The organism is Novosphingobium sp. 18050 (assembly GCF_902706195.1).
Taxonomy (GTDB): Bacteria; Pseudomonadota; Alphaproteobacteria; order Sphingomonadales; family Sphingomonadaceae; genus Novosphingobium.
The window spans coordinates 127651-141110 of record NZ_CACSJO010000001.1 but is presented as its reverse complement, the minus strand read 5'-3'; the positions used below and the strand labels follow the sequence as shown (position 1 = coordinate 141110).

At 63.7% G+C, this 13460-nt stretch carries 18 protein-coding genes; all 18 read right to left on the bottom strand.

Translation table 11 applies throughout. The annotated features are described in order from the left end of the window. Window positions 1–5 precede the first annotated feature (5 nt). The 18 genes from GVL61_RS00795 to GVL61_RS00710 all read right to left on the bottom strand — a co-directional run bounded on the left by GVL61_RS00795 (window position 6) and on the right by GVL61_RS00710 (window position 13437). The gene (locus GVL61_RS00795; protein WP_159975864.1) at window positions 6–1103 is read right to left on the bottom strand and encodes a DUF2213 domain-containing protein; all 1098 of its coding nucleotides are present in this window, start codon (window positions 1101–1103) and stop codon (window positions 6–8) included. 45 nt (window positions 1104–1148) lie between these two features. Further along, complete coding sequence (locus GVL61_RS00790; RefSeq protein ID WP_159975862.1) at window positions 1149–1988, bottom strand: phage minor head protein; 840 nt, start codon at window positions 1986–1988, stop codon at window positions 1149–1151. After that, complete coding sequence (locus GVL61_RS00785) at window positions 1988–3445, bottom strand: DUF1073 domain-containing protein (RefSeq protein ID WP_159975860.1); 1458 nt, start codon at window positions 3443–3445, stop codon at window positions 1988–1990. Before GVL61_RS00785 ends, GVL61_RS00790 begins: the two co-directional genes overlap by 1 nt. Before the next feature lie 650 nt (window positions 3446–4095). Next, the gene (gene terL, locus GVL61_RS00780; protein ID WP_159975858.1) at window positions 4096–5523 is read right to left on the bottom strand and encodes a phage terminase large subunit; all 1428 of its coding nucleotides are present in this window, start codon (window positions 5521–5523) and stop codon (window positions 4096–4098) included. Between the two features lie 259 nt (window positions 5524–5782). After that, on the bottom strand, window positions 5783–6256 hold the full coding sequence (locus GVL61_RS00775; protein WP_159975856.1) for a DUF2280 domain-containing protein: 474 nt from the start codon (window positions 6254–6256) through the stop codon (window positions 5783–5785). A 1-nt stretch (window position 6257) separates the two neighbouring features. Then, a complete protein-coding gene (locus GVL61_RS00770) occupies window positions 6258–6884 on the bottom strand; it encodes a putative metallopeptidase (protein ID WP_159975854.1) in 627 nt (208 codons plus the stop codon). Beyond that, window positions 6881–7105: a hypothetical protein gene (locus GVL61_RS00765; protein WP_159975852.1), complete on the bottom strand. Its 225-nt coding sequence runs from the start codon at window positions 7103–7105 to the stop codon at window positions 6881–6883. The genes GVL61_RS00770 and GVL61_RS00765 overlap by 4 nt, the downstream gene beginning before the upstream one ends. Continuing rightward, on the bottom strand, window positions 7102–7656 hold the full coding sequence (locus tag GVL61_RS00760) for a hypothetical protein (RefSeq protein WP_159975850.1): 555 nt from the start codon (window positions 7654–7656) through the stop codon (window positions 7102–7104). Before GVL61_RS00760 ends, GVL61_RS00765 begins: the two co-directional genes overlap by 4 nt. Further along, window positions 7653–7847 (bottom strand): hypothetical protein, encoded by a 195-nt coding sequence (locus tag GVL61_RS00755; protein WP_159975848.1) that lies wholly within the window; start codon window positions 7845–7847, stop codon window positions 7653–7655. The genes GVL61_RS00760 and GVL61_RS00755 overlap by 4 nt, the downstream gene beginning before the upstream one ends. 250 nt (window positions 7848–8097) lie before the next feature. Next, window positions 8098–10356 (bottom strand): helicase RepA family protein, encoded by a 2259-nt coding sequence (locus GVL61_RS00750; RefSeq protein ID WP_159975846.1) that lies wholly within the window; start codon window positions 10354–10356, stop codon window positions 8098–8100. Next, window positions 10353–10562: a hypothetical protein gene (locus GVL61_RS00745; protein ID WP_159975844.1), complete on the bottom strand. Its 210-nt coding sequence runs from the start codon at window positions 10560–10562 to the stop codon at window positions 10353–10355. Before GVL61_RS00745 ends, GVL61_RS00750 begins: the two co-directional genes overlap by 4 nt. Beyond that, window positions 10559–11035: a hypothetical protein gene (locus tag GVL61_RS00740; RefSeq protein ID WP_159975842.1), complete on the bottom strand. Its 477-nt coding sequence runs from the start codon at window positions 11033–11035 to the stop codon at window positions 10559–10561. The genes GVL61_RS00745 and GVL61_RS00740 overlap by 4 nt, the downstream gene beginning before the upstream one ends. Next, a complete protein-coding gene (locus tag GVL61_RS00735) occupies window positions 11032–11244 on the bottom strand; it encodes a hypothetical protein (protein WP_159975840.1) in 213 nt (70 codons plus the stop codon). The genes GVL61_RS00740 and GVL61_RS00735 overlap by 4 nt, the downstream gene beginning before the upstream one ends. Continuing rightward, window positions 11241–11717 (bottom strand): single-stranded DNA-binding protein, encoded by a 477-nt coding sequence (gene ssb, locus GVL61_RS00730; RefSeq protein WP_159975838.1) that lies wholly within the window; start codon window positions 11715–11717, stop codon window positions 11241–11243. Before ssb ends, GVL61_RS00735 begins: the two co-directional genes overlap by 4 nt. Before the next feature lies 1 nt (window position 11718). Next, the gene (locus GVL61_RS00725) at window positions 11719–12000 is read right to left on the bottom strand and encodes a hypothetical protein (protein ID WP_159975836.1); all 282 of its coding nucleotides are present in this window, start codon (window positions 11998–12000) and stop codon (window positions 11719–11721) included. Then, window positions 12000–12428 (bottom strand): hypothetical protein, encoded by a 429-nt coding sequence (locus GVL61_RS00720; protein WP_235037477.1) that lies wholly within the window; start codon window positions 12426–12428, stop codon window positions 12000–12002. The genes GVL61_RS00725 and GVL61_RS00720 overlap by 1 nt, the downstream gene beginning before the upstream one ends. Then, window positions 12415–12744, bottom strand: coding sequence for a hypothetical protein (locus GVL61_RS00715; RefSeq protein ID WP_159975834.1), 330 nt, complete (start codon window positions 12742–12744; stop codon window positions 12415–12417). Before GVL61_RS00715 ends, GVL61_RS00720 begins: the two co-directional genes overlap by 14 nt. Then, window positions 12745–13437, bottom strand: coding sequence for a site-specific DNA-methyltransferase (locus GVL61_RS00710; RefSeq protein ID WP_159975832.1), 693 nt, complete (start codon window positions 13435–13437; stop codon window positions 12745–12747). Between the last annotated feature and the right edge of the window lie 23 nt (window positions 13438–13460).

Genomic DNA, 13460 nt, shown 5'->3' with positions numbered 1-13460 from the left:
CCTCCTTATGCGGCCTTGCCGGTCAGGCGACCGACCATGCGGGTGTAAGCGGCGTCTTCGGCTTGGATTGCGGCGTCACCAACGCTCTGCAGCCCGCCTTTGAAGGCTGAGGCATCGAAGGCCTCGACCTTGGCGTCCTTGGTCAGCACGGCGAACGAGGCTGCGATCTGGTCGCCGGTCCAACCCTTTGCAGTGTCACCCATTTTGGCGTCGACGACGGACTTCATGATGGCCTCGCCGTCGGCGTCTTCGGCGAACGTGACACCCAGCGCCTTGGCCTTCCCGCAAACGCCCGCGTAGGCCTTCGCAGCATCACGCAGCTTGGCCGGGGTCATGGCAGCGTCAGCCAGCTTCTGGGTGAGGGTGGCGATCTCGGTATCCTTGGTGGCTACGGCGGTGGCCGTGGTCGCGAGGTTCGTTTCCGCCGCGGTCGCGCGGGTCTGCGCATCCGCCAGCTTGGTGTTGAGCGCATCGACTGCGATCCGAACGGCCTCACCGTTGGTCGCATCGACTTCGGCGTCGCCGATCTTGATCTTCATCGTAGGCTTCTCCGGGGGCGTGCGTTCGTCGCTGATTTTGAGTTCCGGCCCGCCCCGTGCGGCCGGCACTGCGGCGATATGGTTGATGCGGATATCGCGCTGCACAGCGTCGTAGGCTTCGCCATCGGCAGAAGTGCCGGGCGTCCAGTCGAGCGTGCAGGTGTAGCCCATCGAGAGTTGCTTGTGGCTGGTGCGGACCTTCTCGACCGCAGCAGCGTCACGCACGATCAGCGGAACGCGAACGAACTCGCCGTCGCGGGCGATATCGCCGTTGATCTCGCCCACACCATGGCGCTTCCAGTTGGAGGCATCGACCATTTCGGCGGGGTGGTTGATGGTGACGGGTGCGGCTGCGAACGACGCTAGGCTGTCGCGGCTAAACACCTCGTCAGCTGGGCGATACACCCGCACGACACTGCCCTTGAACGTGTCGGGGGCGCCGGCTTCGGAAGGACTGTAGGTCTGGATGCCGACGCGAGCACCGCGCACATCGGCGACGAGGCTTCCATCCGCACAGATGCGGGCGATTGCGGTTGCGGCGAGAGTGTCAGTTAGCTGCACCATCCCGGCGTTGTGCGTGCGATGCGTGGGCAGCTCTACGGACGGTAGCTAAATCCCAAGTTCACCCATCAGCGGCAAATAAGCCTGGGCCCTACAGCCGCAATAAGGCTGCTCTCCGGGGAAGTCCCCACGCGCCACTGTCTCGCCGGCCATTTTCGACCCATCGGCGTTGACCTGCTTGCCCGATGCGCGATCATAGATATTGCCATTGCGGTGGAGGTGAGGCTGGCGTGGGTGCAGCTTGCCACTGTGCCGCCAGCGGAACAGATCGATGCCTGCCTCCGCCTGGCGCTCGCGGTCTAGCGCGGCCGAGAGCTTCGAATTCTGATCCGAGGCGATCCGCACCGATCGATCACGGGCAAGACCGGTCGCCTCGCGGATTTCCTTCGCCACTTCATGCGCAGGTTGCCGCTCTTGGTAGCCCTTGAACACCGCGTCCGCGATCCGCCCGCGCGCTTGGTCGCTCACGTTCCGAACCAAGGCGACATTGCGGTCGAGGAACACGTCGAGCGTCTCCTGGACCTCGTAGCCGCTCAACACCATGGACAAGTCAATGTCGGTGGACGACTTTACCGCGGCGGCCCAGCGCGAACGATGGACCTGCTCAGCACGGACGATCCAGCCACGCAAACCGGATGTGAACTCGGCGATCAGGCGGGTAACGACGTTGCCAGCCTCCTCGATGGCGCTGGTCTGGTCGGCGGGTGCGTCGGTTGTCAGTCCGCCGGTGTAGCCCCGCAGAATAGCGTCAGGGGCCCACGCTTTCAGGACGGCGAGGTAGAGGCTCGCCAGATCCTGCTCAGGGCCGCGCGCCGGCTCGACAGGGCGAACGGTGATGTCGCGCCGGATGCCTTTCGCGCGGGCCATGGTGGCGAGGTCGTAGGGCATTACTCAGCCGCACGGGCGGGCTCGGGGCTCGCGCTCGGAGCCCGCGTCGTGGGAGATATAGGATCAGCCTCCTTTCCGCCGTTGGTAGGAACTATGCCAAGGTCAGCGCCGTCATCGTCAGGCAATTCCTCGCCCGCCGCTTCGGCTTCCTCGATCGCCTCCTTGAGGCCGGGCCAGCGTCCGCTCTCGATCATTCGGCCTTGCACGGCCTTGGAGAGCGCGCTTTCGGGGATCAGCCCCGCCCCAACGATCTTGGATACGGAATCCATCTCCTTGTTCTCGATGTCGGCCTCGTCCTTCTCCGACAGATGCTGGAGAGGCGAGAACTTCCACGACAGATCGTCCGGCACGCCCGCACTGGGCATGACCACGGCGTCGAGTTGGTCGAGGGCAGGGCGCAGTTCGCTTTCCTGCCGCGATGCCACTGCTTGGAAGTAGTTGCGCTCGTCGCCTTCACCCGTGGCGTTCATGCCGTCTGGCGACTTCCCGAGCAGCCGCGTCGCCGGAATGTCGGCGGCACCAGCCACAAGGCCCATCAGCGTGGTGATCATGTCCTTGGCGCCGGCGAAATTGAGCGTGCGCGTTTCCCACGCGTCGTCAGCATCGAGGCTGATCGACCGATGGATGGACTTCTCCTGCGTAGCCAGATCGATGCGCTTGCGAATCTTCGCATCGCCGCCCGGCTGCACCAGCGTCTCAGCCAGCTTGGCGAACTTGAACACGTCCACCTTGGCCTCGTCGATGAGGCTGGCGAAGCCGGATGTCGCGCTGGTGGCGTTCTGCACCGCCTCGTTCACGACCTGCACCACGCTGTCGCCCCAGAACCTATCGTCCCAGTTCGTGAAGTGCATGCTAGGGACCATGAGGCCCTTGAAGAAGATGAGGCGGGTGCGGTGGATGAGGGGCCGCGCGGCGGTGTTTAGGCGGAAATCCACCGGCTCGTCGAAGAAGGGGCTCAGCACGTCATCGTCGGCTATGCCCAGCGTCAGCTGCGAGCGGTAGAGCGGGACGAGGTTCTCGATCTGCTCCGGCTTGATGGTCGCCGGCAATGGCCGGGATGGATCATCGCCCAGGTTGATGAACAGGGCGCCGCCACCAAGCCGGCCAAGGATGCGCGCCTGCCGGACCTTCGCCCACAGGTCGATGCGCTTTTCCTCGGCCTCGATCTTCGCAATCAGTTCATCGTCGGCATCCCAGTCCCTGCCGGCGCGGGTTTCGTCCTGGGCGGGAATGTCCACGATCTGTCGGACCAGCCATGATGACCGATAGGCCGCCTCGATCTGCTGGGCGGGCATGGACATGCCGTGCCAGAAGTTGTGCGTGGATCGATCCACCGACGTGCCGCGCCCCGTCAGGACATTTGCGAGGCCGTCTTGCGTCGGCACCGGCATGACCGAATGGCCATCGAACACGAAGCCCGGCTTGGGGCGGACATTGCGGACGCGAACGTTGGACATGGCGCCGACATGACGGCTCGGGGGCATCGAATGCTACGGACGCAATTAGCACTGGCTGTCGTCAGGATTCCTCCACAAGATGCGGAAATTTGCGGTTTGCCCTGCATTCGCGATCAATGGTCCGCTCGCAGGACTGTGATGGACATCAACTTGTATCCAGTGAAGTGGGCTTGGAGTAGCTGGGCAATGCGTTTGTACGCCACCCAAGTCCACGCTTCCGATTTTAGCAGCCGGCTGCACTCTATTAAAAAGGTCTATGTCTATACTGAAAGAAACATGGTGATTACGATCCTTAATCAGGCTCGCACTTGTGGATGCGACAGATCGGTCGGGGTTTTCGTGTAATAGGGTGCAAATCCTACCCAACAACATCACGCCACCATCGGGGTGGGCGAGAAGGATATCATCAGAATCAGTACAATAGGTGGGGTCACCTGATTTCGTGATTGCTAGTCGTCCAGGCAAAATTCCCGGACTGCCTACCGACAGAATATTTGGATTTTGCTGGGCTGACGCTATATTCTGAAATATGGAAAGCTGTGCCAACAGACAAGCGATGAACACTTTTCTCATATCGCCACTCCGAGAGGGATATTAATATGAGCGCATAGTATCGATCGGAAAGCCAGTACTATAATGTAGTAGTATGTTTACAGCACGTCAAAAGCCGAAGCTTGGCGCAACGAGACAATTTCGAACGCTCGCGAGGTGGCATCCGCCTCGTCATCATGCTTCGCCACCGGGAAGCCCTCAAGCGCAGTGAACCACCCGTCATTCCACGGACCGCGCAACACATCGACGTTTCCGGCCTCTGCCTGAGCCGAGAACGGGCCGAAGCGCGTCACCTTGTCGCCCGTCTCAGTGGATGACCGCACATTGTAACCGCTCAGCATCTTGATCAGCTGGGCGACTTGGCTCTTGCCCGCCTGTCCGGGGTCCTGAGGTAGTGATATCTCGACGTGATGCCCGTCCTCGGAGGCGGTGTTCAGGATGAACCGTTCCACACCGGCCGGGGTAGTCTGCGTCTTCCGGCAATCGACCACGATGTAGCGGCCGTCGGGGGAACGTCCGATCTTCGTCGAGGCGGTTGCGTCCGGGTCGGGGTTGTCCGGCGTGGGCGGGGTGGCCGCAAGATCGTAGCCGCGCCCCCACACCGTGCCCGCCGGTACTGCATCGACCACCCGGCACCAGGCGCGCTGGAAGTACAAGCCAGCGGCCGGCCTGATCTTCCAGTTGCCGCCCAACAGGCGCTCACGCTCGACCAGGGGCAGGGCGAGCAGCGACGCCATGTAGCCGGGGTCGGCCGCCATCAGCGCCTTGTTGTCGGTCAACTTGGCCGGGATGAACGTCAGCGACTTCGCCGGGATCGGCACGCTTTCGCCCGCCTCGTTGAGCATGGTGTACTGCTCAAGCTCGGCGGGGGTGTCAGCCCAGCGCAGGTCCTCGCCGACGCGAACGAACCACCTCAGCTTGCCGGCGCGCTCGGGGATGGGCAGGCCGGTGTCCTGGTTGATCCACCATGCGATGAGCCCAGCGACCCAGCTGTCCGCATCAGGGTTGCAGGTCGCGCGGATGTAGGGCCGCACGCCGCACATCGAGCGGTTGCGGCTGACCATGTACCAGAACTGGGTAGGCGTGAAGTGCGTCAGCTCGTCGAAGCAGATGAGCGGGATCTGCGAGCCCTGCCAGTTGAAGCGGGTCTTATCGTGCTCCAGGTGGGCGAAGCTGACCGATGCGCCGGACGGGAACGACCATGACAGCGTGTGTTCTTTAGGGTCGGCGCCGATCTGCGGGTACAGGACCGCGCTTTCATCCCACAGGCCACCCTCGTTGCGGATTTGCACGGTGGAGCGACGGAAGAACACCGCGCCGAAGCCGCCGTTGCTGACGTGGCGCAGGGGCTCCATGAGCAGGCCCCACGTCTTCCCGCCGCCTGCACCGCCGCCGTAGATGGCAATGTCGGCAGGCGATGACAGAAACGCGGTCTGCGGGCCGGGCTGGGGCTTGATCGTCTCGGCGGTGATCGCCGGGCCGCCGTTGTGTCCTATGCCAGGGGTAATCGTGGTGTGGGCGTTCACAGTTGGATGAGGCCGTTCCGTAGCAGGTGAGCAGCCTTTCGCAGGTATGCGACGTGTTCGCCCTCGGCGCTGTCGCTCGGCAGCAGGCGTTCGATCATGCGCGCAGCCGTCGCTTCGCCGCTCGATGCGAAACAATCTCCGTATATGCACTCCCCAGCCATCGAACAGTCGCCCGACGCGTTGCGACACCTCAGCATGGCTGCTGAAAAACGATCATCTGACGACGTGTGCTGCAGGTCTATTTCGCGGGGTCGTCGGGTCACCCATCCCTCCCATTATCCGGCAGCGCGAAGATCGCCACGGCCGGCGCTGCGGCGGGCAAATCCTTCCCGTCCTTGCCGGTCAGTTCGCGCCGGTTGGTGTAGGCGTTGCCCATCTCTTCGGCGGCCTGCTTGTGCAGCTGTGCCGCCAGCGGGAAGTTGCCCTTGCGCTCGGCGGCCTGCGCCATGCGATGCAACGCCCGTAGCCGGGTGGATCGGTGCGCGATCGGAATGTGAGACGAATCCTCGGTGAACGCTTTGCGGGCAGCATCGAACATCACACGCCACTTCTCGGACAGATTGCGCCCGGCGTGCTTGGTCGGGTCATATGTCTGGATGGCCTGCGGGGTCAGTTCGATCCCGAATTCATCCTTGAGCGCGGTAGCAACCTGCGAGGGCGTATCGAACGACGCTAGGGCCTGAATTACATAGGCTTTCACCTGGTCCGTCATTGCCTTGTTGCGGGCACCCATTTCAAGCAACCTTCAATGAGCAGGTGCCGCAGACACCGGCGATCGACGCGCGCCCAATGGTCGGCCCCGCCTTCGCAGCATCAACCATTGCCGACACGCCAGCGGCTTCGGCCCCGTACCGGGCGACCACGCCGACGAACTCTTCCACGTCGTGGCCGCGCATGATGAGGATCGGCTTGCCCGTGTCCTTGTTGAAGGCGGGCATGCCGTACTGGTCGAGCTTCTGGGCGCAGTGGTACAGCTCGTGCTCCACCAGAGCGCAGAACGAAGGATCATCCATCCCGGCCGCTGCCGGCGCGCTGAACGTCAGCAGGAAGTCGGGCACGCCGTCGAACCAGTCGGTGATCTGCTGGACCGCGCGGGCACGCTGCCACTTGCCCATTGCCATCGGCGGCATGAGTTCGGCCTGGCCGATGACGGCGCGCATCTGCCGGCTGTTGTCGCAGTTGGTCCATAGGACCCCGAGGTCGGCATCCCGCAGGTGGGCATGCTCGGGGTTGTAGAGCGGGCTGGCCTCGTCGAGGAACGTGGCGCGGATCCAGGCGAGGACATCCGGGGCGGGCTCGAACCGGTCCATCATCTCGATCTCGTAGAACGTTGCGAGGTCGTGGGGTGGGTATGGCCTCACCGCCCCTTCCTCCGAGCCTGCACCACGCGTTGGGCCTTCGCCTCCGCCAACCATGCCTTGCGGGCGTCAGTCAGCTGCACCGGGCCGCCAGCCTCCGCGATCCACCTCTGGATCACTTCCCGCCGCGCGCCGTAAACGCGCTCTACCCCACGCCACCCCTGTTCGATGAAACGCTTGCGAAATCCCTCGGGCAGCGGGGGGAACCGGCCAGTGATGATCAAGGTTCGATCTCCTCGCCCTCGGCCTCTGCCACCATCTGGGCGAACTCGACACGGACGGTACGGGGCATGCGGTTGTAGAGGTGGATAAGGCTGGTGCACTGGCTGTCCTCGTCGGCGGGCTGGCGGGGGGCGAGGGACATTTGAGCGTGCATGGCCTCGTACTTGATCTCGCGGGCGCCGGTCTTCTTCTCCGCTGCCTTGGCGAGCAGCTTGCGGGCTTCACCGTGCGGCAGGCTGGCAAGCACCGCGTAATGGTCGAACGATAGCCCGAGGCTGCGTTCATCGGCAGGGAACACCTCGGCGACGCGTGCGATGGCGTCGAGCTTGCGCGGGTCCTCCAGCATGTCCGGCAGGGCAAGCGCCATCTGCTCGGCGAACACGGTGTCCGTCTTGGCGCGGGCGCGGCCATAGGCGTACCAGTCAGCAGCCTGCCACTTCGTCTCCCGGTCCTTGCGCATCAGGTCGGCGCCGATGGCCAGCCAGTCGGTGCAGGCGAGGTCTGGCGGGAGGGTCAGGCTCGGCCCCGCCTCAATCACGGTGATCGCGTTCATGCGGAGGCTCCCGTTGATCCAATCCCCGCCTCAGCGAGATAAGCCGGATGCACATCAGGATACGCCCCAGCAGCATAATTCTGCGCCATCTCAGCGCGGCTCATCCCGTTGACCATGTGCCCGATGAGCTTGCCGCTGCCTTCGCCGGCTTTGGCGCGGGGGAGGGGTGTGTTGGTGAAGAGGTCGGTCATGCCTTTTCTCGCTGCCAACCTAAGGGGGAGAAAATCCCTGATGGATTTTCCCCCTTTAGGGGGGGGCTAACCTCCGCAACTTCCGCCCACGGTTTTCTGCGGGTTACAGGGGTCAACTTCCGCAACCTCCGCAGACTTCCGGGATGGCGGATTTCCGCCGTTTTTTGAATATTTGCGGAGGTTGCGGAAGTCCGAAAACGGAACCTCCGCAGAACCTCCGCAAGTGCACTATTGCACACAAAAACCATGATCAGTTCCCCCACCGGATTGTGCTGATGACCCTCAATCCGAACTTCTTGTTGCGGCGATCGTACTCTTCCAGAGTGAGGTGCCCGCTCTCGAGCCACGCCTCGATATGCTCCTTCCACGCCTTCTCAGAGCCGCCGAGGCGCTTCGTGAAGATGGATGGGGCATAGCGTCCGTCGCTGCGCGTCTGGGTCTTGTTGGAGAGCGCTTTGCCCTCCGACCACGCGCCCGTAAGCAGACCAAAAGCCTGGTCGATCGCTTCATACGAAAGGTGATCCGCTTCCGGCGCAGCGGCCTGCAGCGGGATCAGAGTGCTGACCTCATCGCCGTCTTCACTGTTCCACTTGTATTGCTCGAGGCGCAGATAGACGGGCTGGAATTCCTCCGCGTCCTTCTGCTTCTCGCACTTCAGGGTGATGCGCTCACCGTCCTTGGTAAGGCGCATGGTGGCGTCACAGGCGCCCAGCAGCACGGTAGAGCCGCGCATGCCCCGATCCTTGTCCTTGCCGCTGTGGTGGACGCCCAGTACGGCCCCGCCGCAGTGCGCCCGCACCTCGTCGCACGCCTTGACGAACGCGGACATGGTGTCCTGCCCGTTCTCGTCCTGCCCGGCGATCGCGCGGGAGATCGTGTCTATGACGACCAGGCCGATGTCGAACCCGGCGCGGCGCTTTGCTTCGTCGATGGTGCGAATGAGCTTGGCCCGCTCGCTGGGCTCCATGAACTGCACTGCAACAGGCAGCAGCATGAACGGCGCATCGTCCCAATCGGCGCCGTGCTTCATGCGCCAGCCAGCTACACGCTTGCCGATACCCCGCGCGCCTTCGCCAGCGATATAGAGGACGCCGACTCGCTTTGTGGGCGCGCCGTGCCAGTCGTGGCCGAGCGCGATCCGAAGACCCATATCAAGCGCGATGAAGCTCTTACCTGTGCCGGGGTCGCCGTAGATGGTGGTCAGGCCGTCTTCGCTGATGACTTCGTGCACCAGCCACTTGGGCGGCGGCAGCGCTTCCAGCTCGGTCAGGTTGAGAAGCTGGAATGTGTCCGAGGCATCTCCTTCCGGGGGCGCTGCGGCCTCGGCCGCAGGCTCAGAACCCTCGGAATAATAATCCGGCATGTCATAGACCGGCTCGCCCGTCTCAGGGTCATACTCGGGCTCAAGATCGGCCGCGTAGCTGTAGCGCTCCGGCTGCGGGCCAGCGGCTTTGCGCTCGGCGTGCAGCTGGCGGTGCGCGGCCTTGTGGTCGCCCTTGTGGTCGAAGTGCACGAACAGGTCGTAGGCATCGCCGAAGCAACCGGACTTGCAGCGCGCACCGACACCAGCGGCAGCATCCGACATCGACAGGCTGACCCACGCGTCACCCATGATCCGGGTTGCGTAGCTGTCACCTTCCTGGTGCGGAGAGCGCCAGTCCTCGCCGTGGCGCGGGCTCTGCTTGTAGCCGTAGACCTCGAGCAAGTTGGCGATGGAATTGGAGCGGTTGAACTCCTCCATCACCGAAATACCGTCATTGTCGGCACGCGGGCGCTGTGCCTTGCGGGCCTCGGCATCGCGGCGCATCATCTCGCGCGCCTTGTCGTCCTCGGCGCGCTTGTGCCTGATCGCCGCTACGCCAGCGCCGACCGCGCCGCGATCGAGAGACAGGCCGGGCGCGTTCGTGCCGCTGTGCTTGCGCTCGTAGTAAAGGGGATCGCCGCTGCCATCCCGGAGCGGTTCGCCCGAGTTATGTTCTGCCGGGACGTTGGGGAGGAATACGGGCTGGCCGGCGCGATCCATCGCCCGGTCCATCGGCACGCCGCTGACCTCCATGAAGTTGAAGAAGGCGTTCTGTGCGTCGTGCCAGTCATCGAATCCGACAACCTGCTCGAGCGGCAGAACGACGCGCCACCGCTTGTTTCCGGGGCGCGAGTTGGCCGTCGAATAGATCAGCCACGCCGCGTCCCGCGCAAAGCCGCGCACCAGCGTTTCGATGTGCTCGAGCGGATGTTCGCCCTTATCCACATCGCCGCAAAGGGCCACGAACTCACCCTTGGCGCGCTGCACCGCATGGGAGCGCCCATCGAAGTCGTGGTAGGATGATGGCAGGAAGCCCAGGCACTTGTCCTTGGCCTTGTCGGCCGGCTTCATGTGGAAGACCTCGGCCAGCGTCACAGTGCCGTAGTCTTCACCCGTGTTGATGTGCGTATCCGCTTGCCCAGCGAAGACCATGACTGGGCGGCGGTTCCACTGCGGGCCTACCGCGGCGAGGGGCGACGTGCTCATGCGGCCTCTAGCCCCAGGGCCATGACCAGCACCCGCGTCTCGAAAGGCGCCAGGAGGCCATGTTCATATGCGATCATGATGCGCTCTTTCATGTCGGTCTTGTCGGTGACGGATGTGATCCCAAGCTCCGCAGCGCGATCGAGCAGCTTGACCGGATCGAAACTCGGTGAAGATGCGCCGCGCGTGCGAGTGGGATCGACAGTCACGCCGTGACATGCCCCCTGATTGGTGCGCCCAGACTGGCCATCCAGTCGAAGGCGGACTTGCCCGAAAAGAAGCACGCGACCTTGTGGCCCTTGCGGACCATCGCGTTGCCCCAATCGATTTGCGCCTGTGAGAGTTTGCCGGGGCGACCGTTGCTGTCGTAGCCCTTGAACTCGATCCAGCAGACCGACACATCGCAGTCGGGCAACGTGCTGGCGTCGATGCCCCACGCACAGGTCATGTCGAACACGCCAGCAGTAAGGCCTTCCTTGCGTGCCTGATGCTGGGCCTTGAACCCGCGCTTCGCCGCATTCGGGTTGGCATACGACATCACCGCCGGCGCGAGGTTCGACAGGTACTTGCGGAACATCACCTGGCGGTCGATCTCAGCGAGATCCTTGCGGCCATCCGGCGCTTCCACGGGGAACAGCGGGGCCTCGTCGAGCGGCGTTTCGAGATGCGCGAAAGCGTTCATGACCGCATCATCCGGCGCTGCTGCTCGGCCTCCAACATCGGAGCCACGATTTGCACAGGAACACCGTGAATCCGCGATAGCTCGGCAGCGTCGAGATCATCGACAGAACGGCGCAAAACAAGCAGTTGGAACAGGGCGGACTTGCGGTCCTCCTTGGTTCGCGGCGCCTTTTTATGCTGCTGCATCCCCATGTTGAACCCCGAGGTCAAAACGGGATCTCGTCGTCGAGGTCGTCGCCAAATCCGCCTGATGTTGCGGTTGAAGCCGATGGTGAAGCGGAGCGGGCCGAAGAACTGCTATCGCCACCGGGCCGTGCGCCGCCCTCCGACTTCGCGCCGTCGAGCATAGTGAGCACGCCGTTCATACCGCCGACGCTTATCTCGGTGCTGTAGCGGTCGTTACCGCTCTGGTCCTGCCACTTGCGGGTGCGCAGCTGGCCTTCGATGTAGACCTTGGAGCCCTTCTTGAGGAACCGCTCGGCGATCCCTACCAAGCCGTCGCTATTGATGACGACCGAGTGCCATTCGGTTTTTTCCTTGCGCTCGCCAGTCGCCTTGTCTTTCCAGCTTTCCGATGTGGCGATGCGCAGGTTGCAGATGCGCCCGCCGTTCTGGAACGACTTGACCTCGGGATCGGCACCGAGATTGCCCACGATGATACACTTGTTGACTGAGCCGGCCATATCAGGCTGCCTTTCGAATGAGGTTGGGATAGGTCGCGGCTACAGCGCGCATGAAATCGCGGTTCGCCCGCTCCATGCTCTCGGCGTAGGCATTGCTCTGGAGTTTCCAGCAGATCGGCGCAGGACCGGGCCGCAGGTAGTCGGCGCGCATGAGGCGGATCGTTTGGATGGTCGGCGCCCAGTTGAACTCGCCGAGGACGGCGCGGCGAACGCGCTCGGGGTCGTCGATGTACTGGACAAGGACGCGGGCCATCGATGTGGGGGAGCGGTGGGCTTCGAGCATCACGCAGCCGCCTTCACAGCAGTCAGCCGCGCCCGCAGAGCCGCTTCCTCACCGGGCCCGATCTCGCGCCCTGCCTCGCTGCCAGGATGATGGGCGCGACCTTTCATCGCCAGCCACTCGTGGAACTGCGCCTCGGTGTCGTCGAGGTCCACGCCTTCGGGCACGCGCACGATGACGCAGCCAACCGGCAGCAGCATGGAAAGCAGATCGTCGGGGATCGCCTTGCCTTCGGTCAGCGCATAGATTGCCGCAGCCGGCAGCATGACCGGACGCGCGGCGCCCTCCTGCGGGAAGTACGTCAGCAGCGTGGGGTACGGAATGCCAGAGTCGAACCCGACAGCCTTCAGAGCGATACCGCGGCGATCCAGCTCCCGGCGAATGGCTGCCTGGCGAGCACGAACGATCTCGTTTGCGTCACTGATGATCATATTGCACCTGCGAAGTATGAAGAGCGGCATGAGGACCGCGATCAAAGGAAAGGCCCGAGCCGCCGCCAGGGGGAGAGAGCTGCGGCTCGGGCACGACCGGCTGAGCGCCGGGCGTAAGGATGGGGTGGCCGGGGCGTGGTTGGACGCTCCCGGCCTGCTCGGTGCGACCCGAGGGAAACTTTGCGGTCAGCTCGCGCTCGATGCGGCGGGCTTCCTTGCGGGGGAGGGGGATGCCGAGGACGCGCACGGGATCGGCGAAAGGGTCCGCGTCCAGTGCAGCGGTGACGCGGGCGAGGTCTGCGCGGGTGGCGAACATTTAGGCGGCTCCCTGCAAGAACATGTCGCCTTGGCGCTGGGCATCCTCGATGCGGCGGCAGGCGATGTCGAAGTAGGCGGGGTCGATCTCGGCGCCGACGAACGCGCGCCCTTCCTGCATGCAGGCAACGCCAGTGCTCCCGGAACCCATGAATGGGTCGCAGATGACACCTGCGGGCAGGCTCTGCAGCAGGATGCGCAACAGCCCTACAGGCTTCTCGTTCGGGTGCTGTCGACCGTTCTTCGCCATCGATTGAACCGGAGGGTGATAGACGACCGCACCTTTATCGCGGGTGCCGACAAAGCCGCCAGCATCGCCCATCGCGTAAATCTCTTCGGTGGTCGGCTTCCACGGCAGGCGCAGGTCGCCCATGCCGAGCGCCGGGCCTTTGTCCCAGATCAGCGTCATGCGATGATGCGGCGGCAGCGAAGCCTTGCGGGACCCGAACATCAAGCAGGGCAGGTGACAAAACACATTGGCGATCGCATCGCGCACGTCGCAATTCTCGTCGCTGGCGATTGCTCGACCACCGGCCCACAACTCGTCTGTGGCATAGCCGCTCTTGTAGTTGATACCGAATGGCGGATCGCTCAGAACGGCGACAGGCTGGGCGTTAAACATCACCTCAAGTGCGTCGTGCCCCCGGCAATCCCCCAGATACAGCGTTGCACGCCCGATATGCTCAATACGCATAACCTACCCCCTCCCAGCCAGCA